At 58.6% G+C, this 19,802-nt stretch carries 17 protein-coding genes and 2 pseudogenes; 7 read left to right on the top strand and 12 right to left on the bottom strand.

All coding sequences use genetic code 11. The features are described from left to right. The first annotated feature begins 126 nt into the window (after nucleotides 1-126). The 3 genes from AXW79_RS06865 (at nucleotide 127) to AXW79_RS06855 (ending at nucleotide 4,721) form a co-directional block, all read left to right on the top strand. Nucleotides 127-1,968 (top strand): DEAD/DEAH box helicase, encoded by a 1,842-nt coding sequence (locus AXW79_RS06865; protein WP_005310627.1) that lies wholly within the window; start codon nucleotides 127-129, stop codon nucleotides 1,966-1,968. A gap of 334 nt (nucleotides 1,969-2,302) precedes the next feature. After that, entirely contained in the window at nucleotides 2,303-2,785 is a 483-nt protein-coding gene (locus AXW79_RS06860; protein ID WP_011898829.1) for a molybdopterin-binding oxidoreductase, read from the top strand. A gap of 1 nt (nucleotide 2,786) precedes the next feature. Continuing rightward, the gene (locus AXW79_RS06855; RefSeq protein ID WP_005310631.1) at nucleotides 2,787-4,721 is read left to right on the top strand and encodes a putative bifunctional diguanylate cyclase/phosphodiesterase; all 1,935 of its coding nucleotides are present in this window, start codon (nucleotides 2,787-2,789) and stop codon (nucleotides 4,719-4,721) included. 119 nt (nucleotides 4,722-4,840) lie between these two features. Here the strand turns inward: AXW79_RS06855 and AXW79_RS06850 are convergent, their stop codons facing one another. Together AXW79_RS06850 and rnt are read right to left on the bottom strand one after the other, a co-directional pair. Then, nucleotides 4,841-6,163, bottom strand: coding sequence for a Na+/H+ antiporter family protein (locus tag AXW79_RS06850; RefSeq protein WP_005310633.1), 1,323 nt, complete (start codon nucleotides 6,161-6,163; stop codon nucleotides 4,841-4,843). A gap of 251 nt (nucleotides 6,164-6,414) precedes the next feature. After that, entirely contained in the window at nucleotides 6,415-7,086 is a 672-nt protein-coding gene (rnt, locus tag AXW79_RS06845; protein ID WP_005310637.1) for a ribonuclease T, read from the bottom strand. A 148-nt stretch (nucleotides 7,087-7,234) separates the two neighbouring features. Between rnt and AXW79_RS06840 the strand changes: the two genes are divergently transcribed. Together AXW79_RS06840 and AXW79_RS06835 are read left to right on the top strand one after the other, a co-directional pair. Then, nucleotides 7,235-9,208: a methyl-accepting chemotaxis protein gene (locus tag AXW79_RS06840; RefSeq protein WP_005310639.1), complete on the top strand. Its 1,974-nt coding sequence runs from the start codon at nucleotides 7,235-7,237 to the stop codon at nucleotides 9,206-9,208. Between the two features lie 68 nt (nucleotides 9,209-9,276). Continuing rightward, nucleotides 9,277-10,152, top strand: a complete 876-nt coding sequence (locus AXW79_RS06835) for a flagellar protein MotY (RefSeq protein WP_011898827.1) — start codon at nucleotides 9,277-9,279, stop codon at nucleotides 10,150-10,152. A 72-nt stretch (nucleotides 10,153-10,224) separates the two neighbouring features. Here the strand turns inward: AXW79_RS06835 and gloA are convergent, their stop codons facing one another. From gloA to rsxA, 8 genes are all read right to left on the bottom strand, one after another. Continuing rightward, nucleotides 10,225-10,638 (bottom strand): lactoylglutathione lyase, encoded by a 414-nt coding sequence (gene gloA / locus AXW79_RS06830; protein ID WP_005310643.1) that lies wholly within the window; start codon nucleotides 10,636-10,638, stop codon nucleotides 10,225-10,227. 102 nt (nucleotides 10,639-10,740) lie between these two features. Beyond that, complete coding sequence (gene nth, locus AXW79_RS06825; RefSeq protein WP_005310645.1) at nucleotides 10,741-11,382, bottom strand: endonuclease III; 642 nt, start codon at nucleotides 11,380-11,382, stop codon at nucleotides 10,741-10,743. An 18-nt stretch (nucleotides 11,383-11,400) separates the two neighbouring features. Further along, nucleotides 11,401-12,159: an electron transport complex subunit E gene (locus AXW79_RS06820; protein ID WP_005310647.1), complete on the bottom strand. Its 759-nt coding sequence runs from the start codon at nucleotides 12,157-12,159 to the stop codon at nucleotides 11,401-11,403. A gap of 73 nt (nucleotides 12,160-12,232) precedes the next feature. Next, nucleotides 12,233-12,865, bottom strand: a complete 633-nt coding sequence (gene rsxG / locus AXW79_RS06815; protein WP_005310649.1) for an electron transport complex subunit RsxG — start codon at nucleotides 12,863-12,865, stop codon at nucleotides 12,233-12,235. Between the two features lie 123 nt (nucleotides 12,866-12,988). Further along, nucleotides 12,989-14,041 (bottom strand): electron transport complex subunit RsxD, encoded by a 1,053-nt coding sequence (rsxD, locus tag AXW79_RS06810; protein WP_005310650.1) that lies wholly within the window; start codon nucleotides 14,039-14,041, stop codon nucleotides 12,989-12,991. Nucleotides 14,042-14,044: 3 nt separating this feature from the next. Continuing rightward, nucleotides 14,045-16,306 (bottom strand): electron transport complex subunit RsxC, encoded by a 2,262-nt coding sequence (gene rsxC / locus AXW79_RS06805; protein WP_005310652.1) that lies wholly within the window; start codon nucleotides 16,304-16,306, stop codon nucleotides 14,045-14,047. A gap of 14 nt (nucleotides 16,307-16,320) precedes the next feature. Further along, nucleotides 16,321-16,884, bottom strand: a complete 564-nt coding sequence (rsxB, locus tag AXW79_RS06800) for an electron transport complex subunit RsxB (protein ID WP_005310655.1) — start codon at nucleotides 16,882-16,884, stop codon at nucleotides 16,321-16,323. A gap of 4 nt (nucleotides 16,885-16,888) precedes the next feature. Next, nucleotides 16,889-17,470 (bottom strand): electron transport complex subunit RsxA, encoded by a 582-nt coding sequence (gene rsxA / locus AXW79_RS06795; protein ID WP_005310657.1) that lies wholly within the window; start codon nucleotides 17,468-17,470, stop codon nucleotides 16,889-16,891. 112 nt (nucleotides 17,471-17,582) lie between these two features. Between rsxA and AXW79_RS06790 the strand changes: the two genes are divergently transcribed. Together AXW79_RS06790 and AXW79_RS06785 are read left to right on the top strand one after the other, a co-directional pair. Continuing rightward, nucleotides 17,583-18,479, top strand: coding sequence for a DMT family transporter (locus AXW79_RS06790; RefSeq protein WP_005310659.1), 897 nt, complete (start codon nucleotides 17,583-17,585; stop codon nucleotides 18,477-18,479). Between the two features lie 95 nt (nucleotides 18,480-18,574). Next, nucleotides 18,575-18,772 (top strand): hypothetical protein, encoded by a 198-nt coding sequence (locus tag AXW79_RS06785; RefSeq protein ID WP_005310661.1) that lies wholly within the window; start codon nucleotides 18,575-18,577, stop codon nucleotides 18,770-18,772. A gap of 202 nt (nucleotides 18,773-18,974) precedes the next feature. Here the strand turns inward: AXW79_RS06785 and AXW79_RS06780 are convergent. Together AXW79_RS06780 and AXW79_RS23180 are read right to left on the bottom strand one after the other, a co-directional pair. After that, nucleotides 18,975-19,337: pseudogene (locus AXW79_RS06780) on the bottom strand (methyl-accepting chemotaxis protein); the annotation flags it as partial. Nucleotides 19,338-19,420: 83 nt separating this feature from the next. Continuing rightward, nucleotides 19,421-19,796: pseudogene (locus AXW79_RS23180) on the bottom strand (IS1 family transposase); the annotation flags it as partial. Between the last annotated feature and the right edge of the window lie 6 nt (nucleotides 19,797-19,802).

Raw genomic sequence — 19,802 nt, 5'->3', positions numbered from 1 at the left:
CTATAATTGCCAACGTCTTGAGAGGCTTATCACATTTTTCAAGACAGCAGAACAAAGTGGCGCTATAATCGCCGCCTTTTTGCTATTCCGCGGTGCTTAGCCGCCTGCCTTAATCTGGAAGAATCTATGTCTGATACCGAACAACTGCCCCTTTTTAGTGAGCTTGGACTGGCCGCGCCTGTATTGAAAGCGCTGCAAGACGTGGGCTATGAGCGCCCGTCACCGATCCAGGCCGCAGCAATTCCCCACCTCATGGCGGGACACGATCTGCTGGGGCAGGCGCAAACCGGTACAGGGAAGACCGCTGCTTTTGCCTTGCCTCTGTTGTCTCGTCTGGAAGCTGGTAACCGCAACACCCAGGTTTTGGTGCTGGCTCCGACTCGTGAACTGGCCCTGCAAGTTGCCGAGGCGTGCCAACGTTACGCCAAGCACATGCCTGACTTCCACGTCCTGCCCATCTACGGTGGCTCTTCTTACGAAACCCAGACCCGCGCCCTGCGTCGCGGTGCCCAGGTTGTCGTGGGTACTCCGGGCCGTGTGATGGACCTGATCCGTCGCAAGAACTTGGATCTTTCCGGTCTGAAAGCCCTGGTGCTGGACGAAGCTGATGAAATGCTGCGCATGGGCTTCATCGATGACGTGGACTGGATCATGGAACAGTGCCCGAGCACCCGTCAGGTTGCTCTCTTCTCTGCCACCATGCCGGACCAGATCCGCCGTGTTGCCCAGAAGCACCTGAAGCAGCCCAAAGAGATCAAAATCGTCTCCAAGACCTCCACTGCACCGACCATCCGTCAGCGCTACTGGCAGGTAACCGGTCTGCACAAGCTGGACGCCATGACCCGTCTGCTGGAAGTCGAGCCGTACGAAGCCGTACTGGTCTTCGTGCGTACCAAGAACGCTGCCGAAGAGCTGGCTGGCAAACTGGCCGCTCGTGGCCATGCTTGTGAAGCGCTGCACGGTGACATCCCGCAGAAGCTGCGTGAGCGTACCGTTGACAAGCTGCGTCAAGGCCAACTGGACATCCTGATCGCCACCGACGTAGTCGCCCGTGGTCTGGACGTCGAGCGTATCACCCACGTGGTGAACTACGACATTCCTTACGATACCGAATCCTACGTGCACCGTATCGGCCGTACCGGTCGTGCCGGTCGCAAGGGTGAGGCCATCCTGTTTGTTGCTCCCCGCGAGCGTCGTATGCTGCGCGCCATCGAGCACGCCACTCGTCAGGCCATCGAGCCGATGAAGATGCCGAGTACCGAGGACATCAACCAGCACCGTATGACCAAGTTCAAAGAGCGCATCCGGGAAACCATGATGGGCGAAGAGCTTGAGCTCTATCTGAACCTGGTGAACGAGCTGATCGAAGAAGATTCTGCCGATCCGCTGGAACTGGCTGCCGCCCTGGCCAAGCTGGTACAAGGTGATCAACCGCTGCTGCTGGATGACTCCATCCCTGAGCCGCAGTTCAGCAGCAATGATCGTGGTGGTCGTGATTTCGAACGCCGTGACGGTGGCAGTGATTTTGCTGACCGTGGTGATCGTCCTGCCCGTCGCATGCCGTCCCTCGAGCCGCGTCCGTTGAAAGACAACCCGGATGTCGAGATGGAGCGCTATCGCGTAGACGTGGGTGCCCATCACGGTGTCAAGCCGGGCCAGATCGTGGGCGCTATTGCCAACGAAGCGAACATCGAGAGCCGTTTCATCGGCAACATCGATATCGCCGATGACTTCTCCACCGTCGACCTGCCCAAGGGCATGACCGCCGATGTGCTGGAAGTGATCAAGAAAGCCCGTGTTTGCCAGCGTCCGCTGATGATCACCCGCTACACAGAGGTGCCGGCTGGCAGCAACACTGCCCCCCGTCCGCCCCGCAGCGATCGTCCTTTCAACAAGAGCGGGGAGCGCCGTGAAGGTGGCTTCAACAAGGATCGCAAGTTCGGTGGCAACAAGCGCCGTGACAGCTAAGTCCTGATTGCATTGATAAAAAGGCCGCTCATCGAGCGGCCTTTTTTGTGCCTGCCATTTGGGGTCGGGCATCGCGGCCTATCCTCAGTCGCTATTCATCGGCGGCACAGAAAAGAGATGAGAGTCACAAGAGCATTTAAATTCACCGGTGCGGTTGCTGCATGGGGAGCGTCGATGCCATGCTTCTGGAGTCATTCGGGATCTACTTGGAGCAAGTGATTTCTTGAGTGAACCCAGATAGCTACGACTTTGGTCTGAATTCATACCCTATTGTTTGTATGTAAATGGGCAGAGTGAGATTAATAAAACGAACAGTATTACATGGAGGTTCATTATGGGTGGATGGTTTGGTCGGGGGCTTCTGCTATGCGGGTATCTTGTGTCAGCAATGGCTCTGGCAGATGACGCGTTCCTGAAGATTAAGGGGGATGGCTGTTGTGATGGCAAAGGGGAGGTGGTGCTGACCCGTGCCGAATTTGAGGCCTTGCCGCAGACAGAGGTCAAAACACATACCCCCTGGACCGAGGGTCACCATACCTATCGGGGAGTGCTGCTGCGAGATCTTGTCAGGATATACGGTCTCAAGAGCCTGGAGGTCAAGGCGGTTGCCATCAATGATTACTGGGCATCGGTACCTCTAGAAGATGGGCAACTGTACCCGGTGCTGCTGGCCGAGAAACAGGATGGCAAGGTGTTGACCTTGCGCAACAAGGGGCCGCTCTGGATCATTTATCCCCTCTCTGAGTACCCCGAGCTCAACAAAGAGGTCTATCACAGCCGCATGGTGTGGCAACTGACGGCACTCGAGATCAAATAACATGCTGCGCGGCAAGTTTCTTAGCCTGATCCTCATGGTGACGACATTTTTGGGCGTCGCTATCTGGTCAGTCTGGAACTATGACCGCGCTTTTAATGCAGTGACTCGCTACACACAACTTTCAGCTTGGGCCTTGGCGCAACTGGAGCTGGAGATCCACGCGTTTGACGAAGCACTGTTGCTCTATCGTGCCGGCGCCGTCAGCCAGGAGGAGATGAACAAGCGTTTTGATATTGCCTGGAACCGGCTCGACGTCTTTCTGCATGGGGAGGAGGCCAGGTCTGTCAGGGAACGCTTCGGGGCTGGCAAGGCGGCTGGCAAGATCATGACCTTGTTCGAGCAGTATGAGCAGGATGTAATAAGTGGAGGGCATGACTCGAGTCCACTCGCCCATTTCTCTGATGAATTGAACCGAGATTTGGTGGCTATCCGTGATGTCATGGTGAAAAATTTCACCGGCCCCTCGGCCATTGCCCAGCGAGAGTTACTCAACGATTCAAGAACTCAGAATTTTGCCATCCTAGCTTTTTTGATGCTGGCGACCATGGTGATGCTACTGGTGCTGTTTCGCGAGGTGCGTCATCAGCACTTTCTGGCTTGGAATGACACAATGACGGGTCTGCCCAACGGGGCTGCGCTTATCAAACATCTTAAACATCTCAAGCAGCGTGCAGCCCATCGAGGTGGGGGACGCAGTATCACTGTTTGCGTGGTGGATCTGGGGCATTTTAGGGAGGTAAATGACAGTCTGGGTTATGAGATCGGCGATGCCTTGCTCAAGCAGCTGGCCGAGCGGATCCATGATGCGTTGACCGCCGGGATCTTTGTTGCTCGAACCGGTAGCGACGAGTTTGCCATCGTTATTTCTGGTGTTATGCCTACTTACCTGCGTTTCCCGTTTTTGGAACAGTTGCGTAGTGAGCTTGCTGAGCTTGCTGAGCTGGCATTTGCGGCAGATCCTGCGCATAGGGTGCGAGTGTTCATGGGCGTCAGTCAATATGCCAGGCCTGTCAATACACCGGAGGAGATGCTGCTATTTGCCGATATCGCACTCGACAGCGCCAAACGGCGGCGCTTGCATCGGTATGTCGTTTTCTCCAGCAGCATGTATCAACACTATCTGCGTAACCGTAGATTGTCGGCCGAGCTTCGTGCGCTCATCTGTTGTATCGATTGTCAGCAGCTCAGTCTCTACTATCAGCCGATTGTCCGCGGGCAAGGCGCTGTAAGGCTAGGTGCGGAGGCGTTGATCCGCTGGCGTCATCCGGAATATGGCTTTATCCCTCCACTTGACATCATCTCACTAGCGGAAGAAAACGGATTGGGTGAGGATCTAGGTGTGTGGATTTTCATGCGTTTGCAACACGATCTGGCTATTTTCCCGAGCGATCTGATAGAACCACTTGAAATATCGGTCAATCTTTCCAGCTCTATGTTCAACATGGGACTGGCTGCAAATGTGGAAGCGAAGACTAGCGAGGGACCGCTGGGGTTACAGCAGTTGATCGTAGAACTGACCGAAACCATAGCGCTGGACGATATCGAGCTGAGCAAGCAGATAATCCACTCCTTGCGCCAGATCGGGGTGCGGGTGGCTCTCGATGACTTCGGGACCGGTTGGTCATCTTTCTCATATTTGCGCGAGCTTTACTTCGACAAACTTAAGATCGATAGATCCTTCATTACTGCCATCGACAGTGATACGCGTCAGGCGCTGTTTGTAGAAGCCATTACTACGCTCTCGCATCAACTCGGGGTGCGGGTGGTGGCAGAAGGAGTGGAAAATAGTAATGAACTCAATGCAGTATTGAACATCGGGGTAGACGAAATTCAAGGGTATTTTTACTCTAAGCCTCTTCCTTTACAGGATTTTTTACTGTTCTGTCATCGCTATTTTATCAATCGGGCCATTATGCAGGAGGTGGTGTTGGGCTAGCGCCATTATCGCTTTCCCCACAATGTCACTGTTGCTCCGTACCATGTTGATACCACTCCTTTATCAATGAAAAGGCGACCCCGAGGTCGCCTTTTGTGTGTCTGCTGCTTGTCCGAGCGCTAGAGCACCATGGCCGCCACCCAGCCAAAGAGGATGAGCGGGATATTGTAGTGAATAAAAGTCGGTACCACGCTGTCCCAGATATGGTCGTGCTGACCATCGGCATTGAGACCCGACGTGGGGCCCAGGGTCGAATCCGAGGCGGGTGAACTTGCATCTCCCAGCGCACCGGCGGCGCCAACCAGGGCTATGGTCGCCATGGGGGAGAAGCCGAGGTGGATACAGAGCGGCACATAGATGGTGGCTATGATGGGCACAGTGGAGAAGGAGGAGCCTATCCCCATGGTGATCAAGAGACCAACCAGCAGCATCAGGAAGGCGGCGAGGCCTTTTTGATCCCCGATCACCGCAGAGACGGATTGCACCAGGCTCTCCACCCCGTGGGTCGCCTTCATCACGGCGGCGAAGCCAGCGGCTGAGATCATGATGAAGCCGATGAGAGACATCATGCGCACGCCCTGGGTGAAGGCGTCCTGGCTCTCGCGAAACTTGATGACACCGCCACAGGTGAAGATGACAAAGCCCGCCAATGCTCCCAGCACTATGCTGTTGGTCATCAGCTGTAGCCCGAGGGCGACGGCGATGGCCAGCAGGGCAACCCAGATGTGGTTGAGATTGAGTTCGACGGATTCGGGCTCGGCGGCCAGGATCTTGTCCATGTCATACTGGCGCGGTTTGCGGTAGGTGATGAACACGGCGACCAGCAGGCCAACGAACATCCCCAGCACAGGGATTGCCATGGCCATCGGCAGCTGGCCAAGCTCGACCGGCACCCCGTTGTCGATCAGGTTCTTGGCCAGTATGTTGTTGAGGAAGATGCCACCAAAGCCCACCGGCAGCAGCATATAGGTCGCGGTCAGGCCGAAGGTGATGACGCAGGCCACCTGACGGCGGTCGATATTCATCTTGGCCATGACGTGCAGCAGCGGCGGGATCAGGATGGGAATAAAGGCGATGTGGACCGGGATCAGGTTCTGGGAGGCGACGGATACGCAAAGAACGGCGCCGAGCAGCAGTGTCTTGACCCAGAGGATGCGGGAGCTGCTGCCATCTTGCCCCAGCTGGTTGATCACCTTGCGGGCCAGCAGGTCGGTGATCCCGGAGCGGGAGATAGCGACCGCAAAGGCCCCCAGCATGGCATAGGAGAGAGCGATCTCTGCGCCACCGCCCAGGCCACCACTGAAGGTGCTGAGGGTGTCGGCCAGGGATAGGCCACCCAGCAGGCCACCTACGATGGCGCTGATGGAGAGCGAGACCACCACATTGATCCGCAGCAGGCTGAGCACCAGCATCAGCGAGACCGCGACAACAACAGGGTTCATGTGACTTCCTTTTAATGGTTATTGGTTGTCTGTCTTTTGAAAGGCAGTTAGTTTGCGAAAATCACGACAAATGTCGAGTAAAAAATCAGGCAAATGGCCTGTGAGACGCATCCCTGAAGGGTTGGGATGGGCGAGGGGAGCCGAGCGGTTGAAAACTGTGCTGTCCGGGTCTGTCTGCCATTCTGGTCAAACCACTTTGATGCCGTATCCCAATAGAAGAAGGCTGCCATGGCAGCCTTCTTGCTCGTTGCTTATCCCGCTTGTTCGTTCGCGTCATCGACGGGGGCATCATCCGGGTGGGCCGGCGGCCAGCCACCCAGGCTCTTCCAGCGGTTGACAATATGACAGAACAGCTCTGTGGTGCGTTCTGTGTCATAGAGGGCCGAGTGCGCCTCTTTATTGTCAAACGGGATGCGAGCGCTCTGGCACGCCTTGGCTAGCACTGTCTGACCCAGGGCCAGGCCGGAGAGGGCGGCAGTATCGAAGGTGGCAAACGGATGGAACGGATTGCGCTTGAGGCCGGCCCGCTCGGCAGCAGCCATGACGAAGCCATGATCGAAGGTGGCGTTGTGGGCCACTATGATGGCGCGGTTGCAGTCGCTCTCCTTCATCCCTTTGCGAATGCCCTTGAAAATCTCGGTCAGCGCCTCTTTCTCGCTGACGGCGCCGCGCAGCGGATTGAAGGGGTCTATGCCGGTGAACTCCAGCGCCGCCTTTTCCAGGTTGGCGCCTTCGAACGGCTCGACGTGAAAATGAAAGACCTGATCGGGAGCGAGCCAGCCATCCTCATCCATCTTGAGGGTATAGGCGGCTATCTCCAGCAAGGCGTCTGTCCTGGCATTGAACCCGGCGGTTTCAACATCGATGACGACGGGGTAAAAGCCACGAAAACGGCCCTTGAGAGTGTGTACAGCGTCGGTCATGGTATCTCGGTCGGCGTGAAATGAGGCGGCATTATGGCAAAAAAGCCAGCCTTTGTCCCTCATCAGCAGCCATGAGACGGACGTCAGATTCTATTCTCGGCACTCGTGCTTATAATTGACCACTTCAACAATGGAATGGGGAGAGGGGATGAACAAGCTGGGATTGGCACACAAGATGTTGCTGGTGGTCTGCCTGCCACTGCTGGCCTTGCTGTTTTTTTCTGGCCGATACGTGTATGAGCGTTATCAGGTCGAACAGGAGATGAGCCAGGCACAAGCGGCACTCTATGTGGTGCGGGAGGCGGCGCAACTGGCCCACGAGCTGCAAAAGGAGCGCGGCATGTCGGCAGGTTTCCTTGGCTCTGGTGGCAACAAGTTTCGCGACGCTCTGCCTGCCCAGCGCAAGCTGGTCGATACCCTGCTGGTCCGTTTTCACGAGGATCCCGCCTTGCTGGCGTTGGGAGAGGTGCAACAGGCGCTGACCGGGCTCACCGCCATGCGTGAGCGGGTCGGCGCGCTGGGGGTTGAAGTGGCCGAGCAGGTTGGCTTTTACAGCCGTCTTATCAGCCAGCTGCTGGCCGTGGTGGACCAGGTCAGTCTCAACAGTCAGGATGCCACCATAGCGCTGCAGACCAATGCCTACGCTGCCTTCTTGCAGAGCAAGGAACGAATGGGGCTGGAGCGGGCAACCCTGAGCAATGTGTTCGGCCGTGACCACTTTACCCCTGCGCTGTTGCAGCAATTCATCTCCCTGCTGGCGGCCCAGAATACCTATCTCGAGCGTTTCCAGGCGGTGGCGAGCCCGTCACAACGTCAACTGCTGGCCGACAGTCTGACCTCTCCCGTGGTAGCCAAGGTCGCCGCAATGGAGCAACTGGCGCTGGACAAAGCCACCTCAGGCGGTTTCGGGGTCGATGCCGAAGCCTGGTTTGCCTTGAGTACCGACAAGATAGGTCTGCTCAAGGAGAGCGAAGATCGCCTTTATCAGCAGTTGTTCGAGCGGGTCGAGCAGATGCGAGCAAAGAGTGCCAGCGACTTCTGGTGGGCGGCGCTCGGCGTGCTGTTGTGCGTTGCGTTGACCACCTTCGTCTGCTGGCGGGTGGTGCGAGATCTGCACCTGGGTTTTATGGCGTTGCACCAGACCTTCAAACGGCTGGTACAGGAAAATGATCTGACGGTGCGGGTCAACTGGCGGTCCGGTGATGAACTGGGCGCCCTGGCGCAGGATCTGAACCATTTCCTCGCGCACCTTGAGGGGCTGTTGCTGGCGGTACGTCGCTCCTGCGAGGTGCTGGCCCGCAGCGCAGCCACCTCGGCAGGCGTGATCGCCGAGGTGAATGCTGGCGTCGTCAAAGGTTTCGGTCAGGTGGACCTGGTGGCGACGGCAGCCACCGAGATGGCTTCGACGGTGGCCGAGATTGCGCGCAATGCAACCCAGACGTCGCTGGCGACCCAGCAGGCTATCGGACGTGCCCGTCAGGGCGACAAGGAGGTGGATCAGACCATAGACGCCATCCAGCTGGTGGCGGGCACCCTGGCCAACACCCAGCAACTGGTGGATAGCCTGTATCAGGATACAGAGTCGGTCGGCGAGGCGCTTAATCTCATCAAGCAGATCTCGGATCGCACCAATCTGCTTGCCCTCAATGCAGCCATAGAGGCTGCCCGGGCCGGTGAATCTGGTCGTGGTTTTGCCGTGGTGGCGGAAGAGGTGAGGGCGCTGGCCTCTCGCACCCAACAGGCGGCAGAGGACATAGATCGGATGTTGTCCCGATTGCGCCAGGGCGCGGATCAGGCGGTCACGGCCATGCATCTGGGCACTGAACAGGCGGGCTTGAGCGTGACCGAAGCCAAGCGGGCGGGGAGCGAGCTGAGCGACATAGTGAGCGAGGTACGCAAGGTGAGTGACATGACTGCCCAGGTGGCCACCGCGACGGAGGAGCAGCGCTACGTCACTGACGATATCCAGCACAATGTGATGACCATACGCGAAGTGTATGAAGCTCATCGCCTGCACTCTGAAACCTTGCAGCAAAACAGCGCCGAGCTGGATCTGCTGGCTCGCGAGCTGGCGGGTCGCATTGCCAGCTTCAAGCTGATGGATCGTCCTGCCCCCCACTGAGTGCTTTGCCCTAAAGCTTGCCCTGCCCCTGCCGATACCTAACGTGAGATCGTGTGGAGGGCAGGCACTTGAACGCTTGGATAGTCGGGTTGGTCAGCATATCAGTGAGTATGCAATTACAGGCGGGGGTTACCGAGTTTGGTGCCGGCCTGGATCAATCCGTCTGGCGTTTGACCTCGGATACGCAAGTGGAGTGCCGCCTCGAACACCCTATTCCCAACTGGGGGACGGGCGCTTTCGTCAGCCGTGCCGGTCGCAAGATCAATCTGGATTTCGAACTCAAGGGGCTGCGACAGCAAGCCCAGACCCAGACGGTGAGTCTGGGGATCATGCCGCCACTCTGGCGTCCCGGTGTTGCCGGGCGGGAAGTGAGCCAGTTGCGCTTTTACCAGCAGTTTGATGGTTTGGTGGAGGGACAGACTGCCTGGACCATGCTCGATGAGCTGGAGGGTGGCCGCATGCCAACCTTCCAGTATCGTGACTGGTACCGTCAGAACCGGCCGGTGCGGGTCTCCCTCTCCTCTGTCAACTTTCGGGTCAAGTACCAGGCCTTTGTGGATTGCCTGAGTGGATTGCTGCCCTATAGCTTCAATGACATCGCCTTCAGCGTGCTCTCCTATGACAAGAACAGCGATCAGCTGTCACTGGCCTCCCGACGGCGACTGGCGATGATCGGCGAGTATGTGAAGGTCGACAAGAGCATAGATGTGGTGGTGATCAACGCTTACAGCGACAGCTATGGCGGCCGCTGGCCCAACCAGAAACTCTCCGAGAAGCGGGCCGATGCCATCAAGAAGGTATTCGTGGATCTGGGGATCGATCCGGGCAAGATCTCGGTGGAAGGGCACGGCGAGAAGCGCCACGCCACCTCCAACGAAACCGAGGATGGTCGCGCCAAGAACCGGCGGGTGGTGATCAATATGGGCCGCAATGGCACCATCTGATAACCTGCACACAGACATGAAAAAAGAGCGCCGCAGCGCTCTTTTTTATTGGGCGTTGCCTGAGGCATTGCCTCAGAAGCTGTCACCCAGGCCGCTGCCTGCATCTTTCTTGGCGATCAGTTCAATCTTGTAACCGTCCGGATCTTCCACGAAGGCGATGACAGTGGTACCGCCCTTCACTGGACCTGGCTCGCGGGTGATCTTGGCACCGGCGGCACGCAGGGCATCGCAGGTGGCATAGATGTCGTCCGCTTCCAGCGCAATGTGGCCGTAGGCCGAGCCCAGTTCGTACTCGCTGACCCCCCAGTTGTAGGTGAGCTCGATGACGGCTTCGTCTTTCTCGTCACCGTAGCCAACGAAGGCCAGGGTGTACTTGTATTCGCTGTTTTCGCTCTTGCGCAAGAGTTTCATACCCAGCACTCGGGTGTAGAAGTCGATGGAGCGTTGCAGATCGCCAACACGCAGCATGGTATGCAGAATTCTCATTGCTCAGTTCTCCGGGTAGATTTTTGTACTCACACAAGTCTTGGATGATACAGGAATCGCAGCAGAAGTTTGCGGGCTATAGCGTACAGCCTGCATGCTGCCTTATTCCTGTGGATAGACTTTTTCTTTGTATTCACACAAGTCTTCAATGATACAGGAGCCGCAGCGCGGTTTGCGAGCCAGACAGGTGTAACGGCCGTGCAGGATCAACCAGTGGTGCACATCCAGCTTGAACTCGGCAGGCACCACTTTCAGCAGTTTCTCTTCCACCTGATCAACGTTTTTGCCCACCGCGAAGCCGGTGCGATTCGACACCCGAAAGATGTGGGTATCGACGGCGATGGTGGGCCAGCCAAAGGCGGTATTGAGCACCACGTTGGCGGTCTTGCGACCCACACCGGGCAGCGCTTCCAGCGCCTCGCGGTTCTCCGGCACCTCGCCGCCATGGCGTTCCAGCAAGATGGCGCACGTCTTGATGACGTTTTCGGCCTTGGTGTTAAACAGGCCTATGGTCTTGATGTACTGTTTCAGCCCATCCACCCCGAGCGCCAGCATGGCGGCCGGGGTATTGGCCACCGGATAGAGCTTGTCGGTGGCCTTGTTGACGCTTACGTCGGTGGCCTGGGCTGACAGCAACACGGCAATCAAGAGCTCGAAGGGCGAGGTGAAGTTGAGCTCTGTGGTGGGATGGGGATTGTTGTCCCGCAGTCGCTCCAGGATCTGCCTGCGTTTCTGGTTGTTCATGGTTTCTCACGTCTCAGATCAGAGCTGGGTGGCGTGCACACCCGCCACAGACACACTGCTATCGGCAAGGGGGGCGGCTTGCTTGCGATCACGCCAGTCATTGATGGCATTCTTGCCGGCGATCATCAGGCCTAGCCCGATAAAGCCCCCCGGCGGCAGGATCGCCAGCAGCAGGCTGGCATCGGCATGAAACAGCTCGATGCGCAGGGACTTGGCCCAGTCACCCAGCAGCAATTCGGCGCCGTCAAACAAGGTCCCCATGCCGATGATCTCCCGCAGGCCACCCAGCACCAGCAGCACCAGGGTAAAGCCCAGCCCCATCATGAAACCGTCCAATGCCGCCAGCAGGGGCGGATTCTTGGAGGCATAGGCTTCGGCCCGGCCTATGATGACGCAGTTGGTGACAATCAGGGCGATGAAGATACCGAGCGCCTGATAGAGGCCATAGGTATAGGCATTCATCAGCAGCTGCACGCTGGTGACCAGGGCGGCGATGATCATCACGTAGATGGGAATGCGAATGTCCTTGGGCACCAGGTTGCGCACCAGAGAGATGGCCAGGTTGGAGCTCACCAGCACCGCCATGGTGGCCAATCCCAGTCCGAGCGCATTGGTAAAGGTGGAGGAAACTGCCAGGGTAGGGCAGAGCCCCAACACCTGCACCAGGGAGGGGTTGTTCTTCCACAGCCCTTGCAGCATCAGCTCCTTGAGCTCTTCACGACGGCCCTTGCCCTCACTGATCGGGGTCTGGTCATCCAGTGTATGAGAGTGTTCCATTTATCGGCTCCGGCTGAGATGGCACATGGATATGCATAGCACATCAGTCTGTTTCATATGTGTGGGCCCAGGCTTATGGCGTGGGGTCGCACGGAGGGGCATCACGCAGCAACTCAGGGTGCGTTTGCTCCAGCAGCAGCAGGTTTTTCACTGCCTTGACCACGGCGCGGGGGGTGATGGTGGCGCCAGTGAAAGCATCGAATTCGCCACCATCTTTTTTCACCGCCCAGCTTGCCTCGTTGTCGCGGCTGAGGAACTTGCCGACAAAAGTGTCTATCCAGCTCGATTTCTTCAGCTCTATCTTGTCACCCAGGCCCGGCGTCTCGTTGTGGGCCAGCACCCGCACAGCACTGACGCTGCCCTTGGCATCGGTACCGACGATGAGGCGAATGGCCCCACTGTAGCCGTCGGGTGCCACGGTTTCCAGCGCATAACCCGTGGTCTCGCCTTTCAGGGTTGCAGTGTAGAGCGGCATGGCCTGATCGCTGCCCAGATAGGTTTTGCTCTGTACCAGCTTGCAACTGGCCACCAGGTCGTTGTCATAGCTTCCCTCCGGCAACAGGGCGGAGAGAGTGCGCAGCTTTTCCAGCTGCTGCTGATGGGCGATCCTGTCGCGGGTCAGCTCGTTGGTCAGCACCACAACGGCGGTGCAGGCCAGGGCAAACAGGGCTAGCGTGACGCCGTTTTTGCGCATGCTCTTTAACATTGGATACTTCCTGAGAGTGAGGTTTGCGCCGGGATCATTTGCGACGTGCTCCATATCCCCTGAGGCGTGTCAGGCTGTCGTTCCGTGTGGTCACACAGAGGTGGGTTATCCGCATGATGTTACTCATTTACGACGTGCTCCATAGACCTTGGGACGTGTCAGGCTGTCGATCAGCGGAACACACAAGTTGGCCAGCAGCACGGCGAAGGCGAAGGCATCAGGGTAACCGCCAAAGCGACGGATAAGGTAGACCAGCACGCCAATCAGTACGCCATATACCAGACGGCCACGGGGCGTGGTGCTGGCGCTGACCGGATCGGTAGCGATGAAGAAGGCCCCCAGCATGGTGGCCCCGCTGAACAGATGGAACATGGGGGTGGCGGTGGCATCCGGCGTCATCAGATAACCCAGGGTTGCGGCCAGCAACAAGGAGCCCAGGATGGCACCCGGAATACGCCAGTTGATCACTTTTTGCTGCAGCAGGAACAGGCCGCCCAGCAGGTAACCCAGGTTGACCCAGCTCCAGCCGATGCCGCCCCAGCCCTCGAATACGGCGTGGCTCATCACTTCACCCGTGGTGAGCCCCTGATTCAGCCCTGTCTTCAGGGTATCGAGTGGCGTAGCCATGGTGAGGCCATCCACCCCCTGCTTGAGCTGCGCCATGCTGTAGCCATCCAGGCTGAAGCCGGTAAAGATGACGGACGCTGCATCGCCAAAGCCGATGTCATAGGCGCGAATGGTGTCTGGCGGCAACCAGCTGGTCATTTGCACGGGGAAGGAGACCAACAGCAACACATAGGCCACCATGGCCGGGTTGAACAGGTTCTGGCCCAGGCCGCCATAAAGGTGCTTGGCAATGATGATGGCAAAGGCGGTGCCCAGTACCAGCATCCACCAGGGCAGCAGGGGGGGCAAAGAGAGGCCAATCAGCACGGCGGTCAGGGCGGCACTGCCATCCATCAGGGCGGGCTTGATGGGACGGCGGCGCAAGCGGAGCACCAGCGCCTCGGCCCCCAGTGCCGTCACCAGCGCCAGCAGGATCTGGATGAAGGAACCCCAGCCAAAGAACCAGGTCTGGGCCAGCAGGCCGGGCAGGCAAGCCAGGATCACCAGCAACATCAGGGTTTGGGTCTGTTTGCGGTTATGAGCAAACGGCGCACTCGCGATATTGAACATGGATCAGTGGCTCTTGTCTGGCGATGGAGAAGGTGACTGTGCTTGGGTGGTCAGGCCTTGTGCGGCAGCCTCTGCTGCCAGCTTCTTGGCCTTGGCACGGGCGATGGCGGCGGCAATGGCTGCTTTCTTGGGGTCGACCTCGGCAGTCGCCGGTGCGGATTCGCTTACCGGCTGGGCCTCGCTAGCCGTCGCCTCAGGCTCGGCGACGTTTTCATCCGCCGCTTGCGCTGCTTTTTTTGCTTTGGCGCGTGCAATGGCGGCGGCAATGGCTGCTTTCTTGGGGTCGACCTCGACAGTCGCCAGTGGGGGTTCGCTGACCGGCTCGGCCTCGCTAGCGATAGCCTCAGGCTCGGCGACGTTTTCATCCGCAGCTTGCGCGGCCTTCTTGGCTTTGGCCCGTGCGATGGCAGCAGCAATGGCTGCTTTCTTGGGGTCAACCTCGGCAGCTGCGGGTTCGCTGAGCGGCTGGGCCTCGTTAGCCATAGCCTCGGGTTTGGCGACGTCTTCATCCGCCGCTTGAGCTGCTTTTTTGGCCTTGGCACGAGCAAGGGCTGCTGCGATAGCGGCCTTTTTCGGATCCTGCGCCTCTGGCGTTGGCGCAACGACGGCGGCAACGTCAGCAGGTTCACCGCTGTTGGCGGCTGCGCGCCGAGCGAGGGCCTCCTGCTTGCGCGCCTCGCGGGCGGCAATCATGGCGCTGTTGTCTGGCTGCTCGCCAACAGCGCTGGCCGTGACTTCCTGCTTTGCTTTGATGCGGGCGAGGGCGGCAGCGACGGGATCTTCCCCTCCACTGGCCGTCATGGCCTGGCGGCGCTGGGCCGCAGCTTCGGCATGGCGGGCTTCTCGGGCCGCTTTTTCCCGCTCGAAGCGGGCCTGCTTGGCCTCGAAACGCTGCTTGGCACGCTCGGCTTTTTCGGCCTCGGCACGGGCCTCGCGAATATCATCCTTGGCAATCTTGTAGTACTGCACCAGGGGGATCTCACTCGGGCAGACCCATGCGCAAGCGCCGCACTCGATACAGTCGAACAGGTTGAGCCCTTCGGCCTTGTCGTACTCCTTGGCGCGGCTGTACCAGTAGAGTTCCTGGGGCAGCAAATTGGCCGGGCAGGCATCGGCGCAGGCGCTGCAACGGATGCAGGCTTGTTCGGGACCGGGGGGCGGCAGCTCGGCACGGGTCGGGGAGAGCAGGCAGTTGGTGGCCTTGACCACGGGGACCATGGCGTGGGGCAGGGTGAAGCCCATCATGGGGCCCCCCATGATGACCCTCTGGTCCGCCTCGGGTTGCAGCTCAAAACGCTGCAACAGCCAGCGTACTGGTGTGCCCAGCAGTACCCAAGCATTGCCTGGCTTCTTGAAGGCGTCACCAGTCAGGGTGACGATGCGGGAGATGAGCGGCTCGCCGTCGATGATGGCGCGCTTGATGGCGAACACGGTTGCCACGTTGAGCACCATGATGCCCATGTCCACCGCCCGCCCACCTTTGGGCACCTGACGGCCGGTAAGCAGCTCTATGGTCTGCTTGGCACCGCCCGAGGGGTACTTGGTCGGCACCGTCTTGACCAGCACGTCCTCATCGGTGGCGTGGCGGGTCAGTTCGGCAATGGCGGCGGGTTTGTTGTCTTCCACCCCGATCAGGGTCAACTTGGGTTTGAGCAGATGCTTGAGCACCCGGATGCCATCCATGATCTCGTCGGCATACTCCTGCATCAGCCGATCATCTGTGCTGATATAAGGTTCGCACTCCAGCCCGTTGACGATCAGGATCTCGGTGAGCTGACCGCGACCGTCCAGCTTGCTGTGAGTCGGGAACACGGCGCCGCCCAGACCCGCAATGCCGGCCTGCTGGATGCGCTCAAGCAGTTCGCCCCGATCCAGATTCCAGTAGTCTGGCTTGCCCTGGTGCTCACCCCAGGCATCCTCCCCATCCGGCGTCAGGGTAATGCAGAGATCATCGAGACCCGAGGGGTGCGCCACAGTATGGTGGCCGATGGTGGTGATGGTGCCCGAGGTCGAGGCGTGCACGGGCACTATGCGGCCCTTGTCATAGCGGGTCAGTGGCTGACCCTTCTTGACCTTGTCGCCGATCTGTACCAGCAGATCGCCGGCCGGCCCTGCGTGCTGGCGCACCGGTATGATGAGCTGGGGCGGCAGACCCGCGTCCACCACGGGTGTCAGGCTGGATTGGTGCTTGTTCTCGGGAGGGTGAATGCCGCCGTGAAAATCCCACAGAGTGCCGGCTTTGATGCGTTCGAGCAGATGCTGCATGGTTACTCCGCTGTTTATTCCACTATCTTGACCGGAATGGCGACGCTGGCCAGATCCCACTTCCAGTTGTCGACCGTGGTCGGCACAGGGATCATTTCGATACAGTCGGTCGGGCAGGGATCGACACAGAGATCGCAGCCGGTGCACTCGTCTGTGATGACGGTGTGCATTGCCTTGGTGGCACCGACGATGGCATCGACCGGACAGGCCTGGATGCACTTGGTGCAGCCGATGCATTGATCTTCATGGATGAAGGCGACTTTCTTGACCGGGATGGCGGCCTCGGCACTGCCCAGCGGTTGAGGGTCGACCCCCATCAGGTCGGCTATCTTGCGCATGGTGGCATCGCCACCGGGCACGCACTTGTTGATCTGATCGCCATTGGCCAGCGCCTCGGCATAAGGTTTGCAGCCAGGGTAACCGCACTGGCCGCACTGGGTCTGCGGCAACAGGGCGTCAAGCTGATCGACGATGGGATCGGCTTCCACGTAAAACTTGACGGCGGCAAAGCCCAGAATGATTCCGAAGGCAAGGGCCAGCAGGGCCAGTACCAGAACGGCAAAGAGTATGTGAGTCATAGCGCTATATCTTGATAAGGCCGGTAAAGCCCATAAAGGCCAGCGACATCAGGCCGGCGGTGACCATGGCAATCGACACACCGCGAAACGGAGTGGGAACGTCGGCCGCCACCAGGCGTTCACGCATGGCGGCAAACAGTATCAGTACCAGCGAGAAGCCTGCGGCTGCGCCAAATCCGTAGATGATGCTTTGAATGAAGTTGTGACGCTCGTTGATGCTCAGCAGTGCCACCCCCAGCACGGCGCAGTTGGTGGTGATGAGCGGCAGGAAGATGCCCAGCAGGCGATAGAGGGTCGGGCTGCTCTTGCGGATAACCATCTCGGTGAACTGCACTACGACGGCGATCACAAGAATGAAGGCAAGGGTGCGCAGGTAGGCGATGTTCAGCGGGATCAGGATATAGTGTTCCATCAGATAGGAACTGGCGCTGGCCAGCGTCATCACAAAGGTGGTCGCCAGCCCCATGCCGACGGCGGTCTCCAGCTTGCCGGAGACGCCCATAAAGGGACACAGGCCGAGAAACTTCACCAGCACGAAGTTGTTAATCAGCACGGTACTGACCAATAAAAGCAGGTACTCAGTCATGGGAGATGGGTTATCCGGTTTGAAGGCGGCGGTATTATCTGATTTTAGGTCTCCTTAAACAACCGCAAGGCCGCATGGTTATTATTCAAATGGCCAATTTCATGGAGGAAATGTGCGCCCTTTACCCATTTTTACCCTGACCCTGGCAATGCTGCTCTGGTCCAGCTCCTTTATCGCCCTCAAGCACGTGCTGGGGATCTGGGGTTTCGGTCAGGTGCTGTTCATGCGCATGAGTGTGGCGGCGCTCTGCTGGCTGCTCTGCTACCGCTATCTGGGCAATTTCACCTATCAAAAAGGGGATTGGCGCTGGCTGACCCTGATGGGGGGACTGGAGCCCTGCCTTTACTTCCTGCTGGAGGTCAATGCCCTGCGTTACACCAGTGCCGGTCAGGCGGGCATGGTCTGTGCCCTGTTGCCGCTCATCGTGGCCCTGGTGGCCTTTGTGCTGCTCAAGGAGCGGGTCAGTCGCCGCCAGTTGCTGGGCTTTGCCATCGCCATCATCGGCATTGCCCTGCTGGGGCTGGGCGGCGGGGTGGACGAGTTTGCCCCCAACGCCTTGCTCGGCAACAGCCTGGAGATGGCGGCCATGCTGTGCGCCGCCACCTATTCTGTGGTCTTCAAGAAGCTCTCCAGCCGCTACGGTGTGCTGACCCTGACTGCGTTACAGGCTTTCGTCGGTACCCTCTTTTTCGCCCCTTTCGCCTTCAGCGAACCCTGGCCCACCGCCTGGGCCTGGCAGGACATGGCGGTCATCGTCTTTCTTGGCACCTTTGTGACGCTAGGAGCCTACCTGTTCTACAACTGGTCGGTGACCCAGGTCAAGGTGACCCTGGCGGCGGCCTATGTGAACCTCATACCAGTTTTCACCCTGTTGCTGGCCTATCTGCTGCTCGGTGAAACTCTGACGCCATTGCAATGGCTTGCCTGTGGCGCCGTCTTGCTGGGGATTGCCGTGGGCCAGCTGCCTGCTCGGCGCAAAGTGCGCGAGCCGGTTATCGCCGACAGCTGATCTATCCCGGAGGCTGATCGATGGACTAGAGTCAGCACAGTCAAAGGGCGTGTGTCGCTCATCACCTTGGCCAGGCTTTATCCGGGAGAATGCCGATGAACAGCATGATGTTATTGACCAGGGCACAGGCCCTGTTGACCCATAATCCCTTTACGCTGGACGATGCCAGGTCGCTGGAAGCGCTGGAGGAGGCGGCGGTGGGAGAGGAGGGGCTGCTGATCGCTGAATTGTGGGAGGCCGCCCTGATGCAGGCTGACGAAGCGGCTCGCCATTACATGAAGGGGGAAGGCTGAGTATCGGGTCTGGTTATCTCGAACGCCGGGGATGGGCGAGGGCATAGCGCCTGCTCACCCCTTGCTCGCCACACACTTGCCGCCCACATCAATACGGCCATCTGCGCCGCCATACGGTTGTGTCACCTTGCGGACAACCTTCTACAGAATGGAACAAGCGACGAGATCCCCGCCGCTTGTTGCCTTGCATCGCCATTCCTTATCAGATGGACAAGTCCTTGACCGTGGCGGAGACGGAGTTGGCATCTTCGATGATCTCCTTGATGACGGTGGCAATGATGCTGGCCTGCTCCTGGCCCGCCATGGCCTTGTCAGAGACCACAGAGACGGTCTGGGTGATCCTGGAGGTGATGTCCGAGTTGAGCTTGATGACCGAGATGATCTCGCCAGTGGAGCTGGAGGTTCTGGCAGCCAGTTGGCGTACCTCATCCGCCACTACGGCAAAGCCACGACCCTGCTCACCGGCCCGGGCCGCCTCGATGGCGGCATTGAGTGCCAACAGATTGGTCTGATCCGCGATACCGCTGATGGTCGAGATGATGGATTCGATGCTTTTCGATTGCTGGTTGAGGTTCTCAATCTGCCTGCTGACCTCGTTGACCGAGGTGTTGATGTGCGACGAGGTCTCCAGCACCTTGTCGATGAAGGGCCGATGACTTTCTCGTGGAGCTCAACAGAGCGAGAAAAGCAGATGGTTTTACGATCTAGTTGCTTGCGGCGCGTTCTGATCGTCAGGTTGTTACGCTCGATACGTTGCGTGAAGATTTTTCCAGTCAGATGTATCTTGCAGGGGACTTCTCTGGCGTAGCTACCCCAGTCCATCACTGGTGATAAAGCCAATCTGGAAAGGGGCAAGCAGGCTTAGCAATTTACGGCATGTTTCATCGTTGCGCGGGCCGAAGGTGTAAACAACAGCACGTTTTCTTTTGGTATCAAAGGCATACCAAAGCCAATGGCGACTATTTTTGTTACCTACATACGGCCATTGCTCATCGCGTTCACAGATAAGCGTGTAGTGGTCTAATCATCC

The organism is Aeromonas salmonicida subsp. salmonicida, assembly GCF_001643305.1.
GTDB lineage: Bacteria > Pseudomonadota > Gammaproteobacteria > Enterobacterales > Aeromonadaceae > Aeromonas > Aeromonas salmonicida.
This window is presented reverse-complemented; position numbering and strand designations above follow the sequence as displayed.

Excerpts from the sequence above, each read along its gene's own strand:
- AXW79_RS06865 (WP_005310627.1), top strand. The coding sequence starts at position 127 with ATGTCTGATACCGAACAACTGCCCCTTTTTAGTGAGCTTGGACTGGCC.
- AXW79_RS06860 (WP_011898829.1), top strand. The coding sequence starts at position 2,303 with ATGGGTGGATGGTTTGGTCGGGGGCTTCTGCTATGCGGGTATCTTGTG.
- AXW79_RS06855 (WP_005310631.1), top strand. The coding sequence starts at position 2,787 with ATGCTGCGCGGCAAGTTTCTTAGCCTGATCCTCATGGTGACGACATTT.
- AXW79_RS06850 (WP_005310633.1), bottom strand. The coding sequence starts at position 6,163 with ATGAACCCTGTTGTTGTCGCGGTCTCGCTGATGCTGGTGCTCAGCCTG.
- rnt (WP_005310637.1), bottom strand. The coding sequence starts at position 7,086 with ATGACCGACGCTGTACACACTCTCAAGGGCCGTTTTCGTGGCTTTTAC.
- AXW79_RS06840 (WP_005310639.1), top strand. The coding sequence starts at position 7,235 with ATGAACAAGCTGGGATTGGCACACAAGATGTTGCTGGTGGTCTGCCTG.
- gloA (WP_005310643.1), bottom strand. The coding sequence starts at position 10,638 with ATGAGAATTCTGCATACCATGCTGCGTGTTGGCGATCTGCAACGCTCC.
- nth (WP_005310645.1), bottom strand. The coding sequence starts at position 11,382 with ATGAACAACCAGAAACGCAGGCAGATCCTGGAGCGACTGCGGGACAAC.
- AXW79_RS06820 (WP_005310647.1), bottom strand. The coding sequence starts at position 12,159 with ATGGAACACTCTCATACACTGGATGACCAGACCCCGATCAGTGAGGGC.
- rsxG (WP_005310649.1), bottom strand. The coding sequence starts at position 12,865 with ATGTTAAAGAGCATGCGCAAAAACGGCGTCACGCTAGCCCTGTTTGCC.
- rsxD (WP_005310650.1), bottom strand. The coding sequence starts at position 14,041 with ATGTTCAATATCGCGAGTGCGCCGTTTGCTCATAACCGCAAACAGACC.
- rsxC (WP_005310652.1), bottom strand. The coding sequence starts at position 16,306 with ATGCAGCATCTGCTCGAACGCATCAAAGCCGGCACTCTGTGGGATTTT.
- rsxB (WP_005310655.1), bottom strand. The coding sequence starts at position 16,884 with ATGACTCACATACTCTTTGCCGTTCTGGTACTGGCCCTGCTGGCCCTT.
- rsxA (WP_005310657.1), bottom strand. The coding sequence starts at position 17,470 with ATGACTGAGTACCTGCTTTTATTGGTCAGTACCGTGCTGATTAACAAC.
- AXW79_RS06785 (WP_005310661.1), top strand. The coding sequence starts at position 18,575 with ATGAACAGCATGATGTTATTGACCAGGGCACAGGCCCTGTTGACCCAT.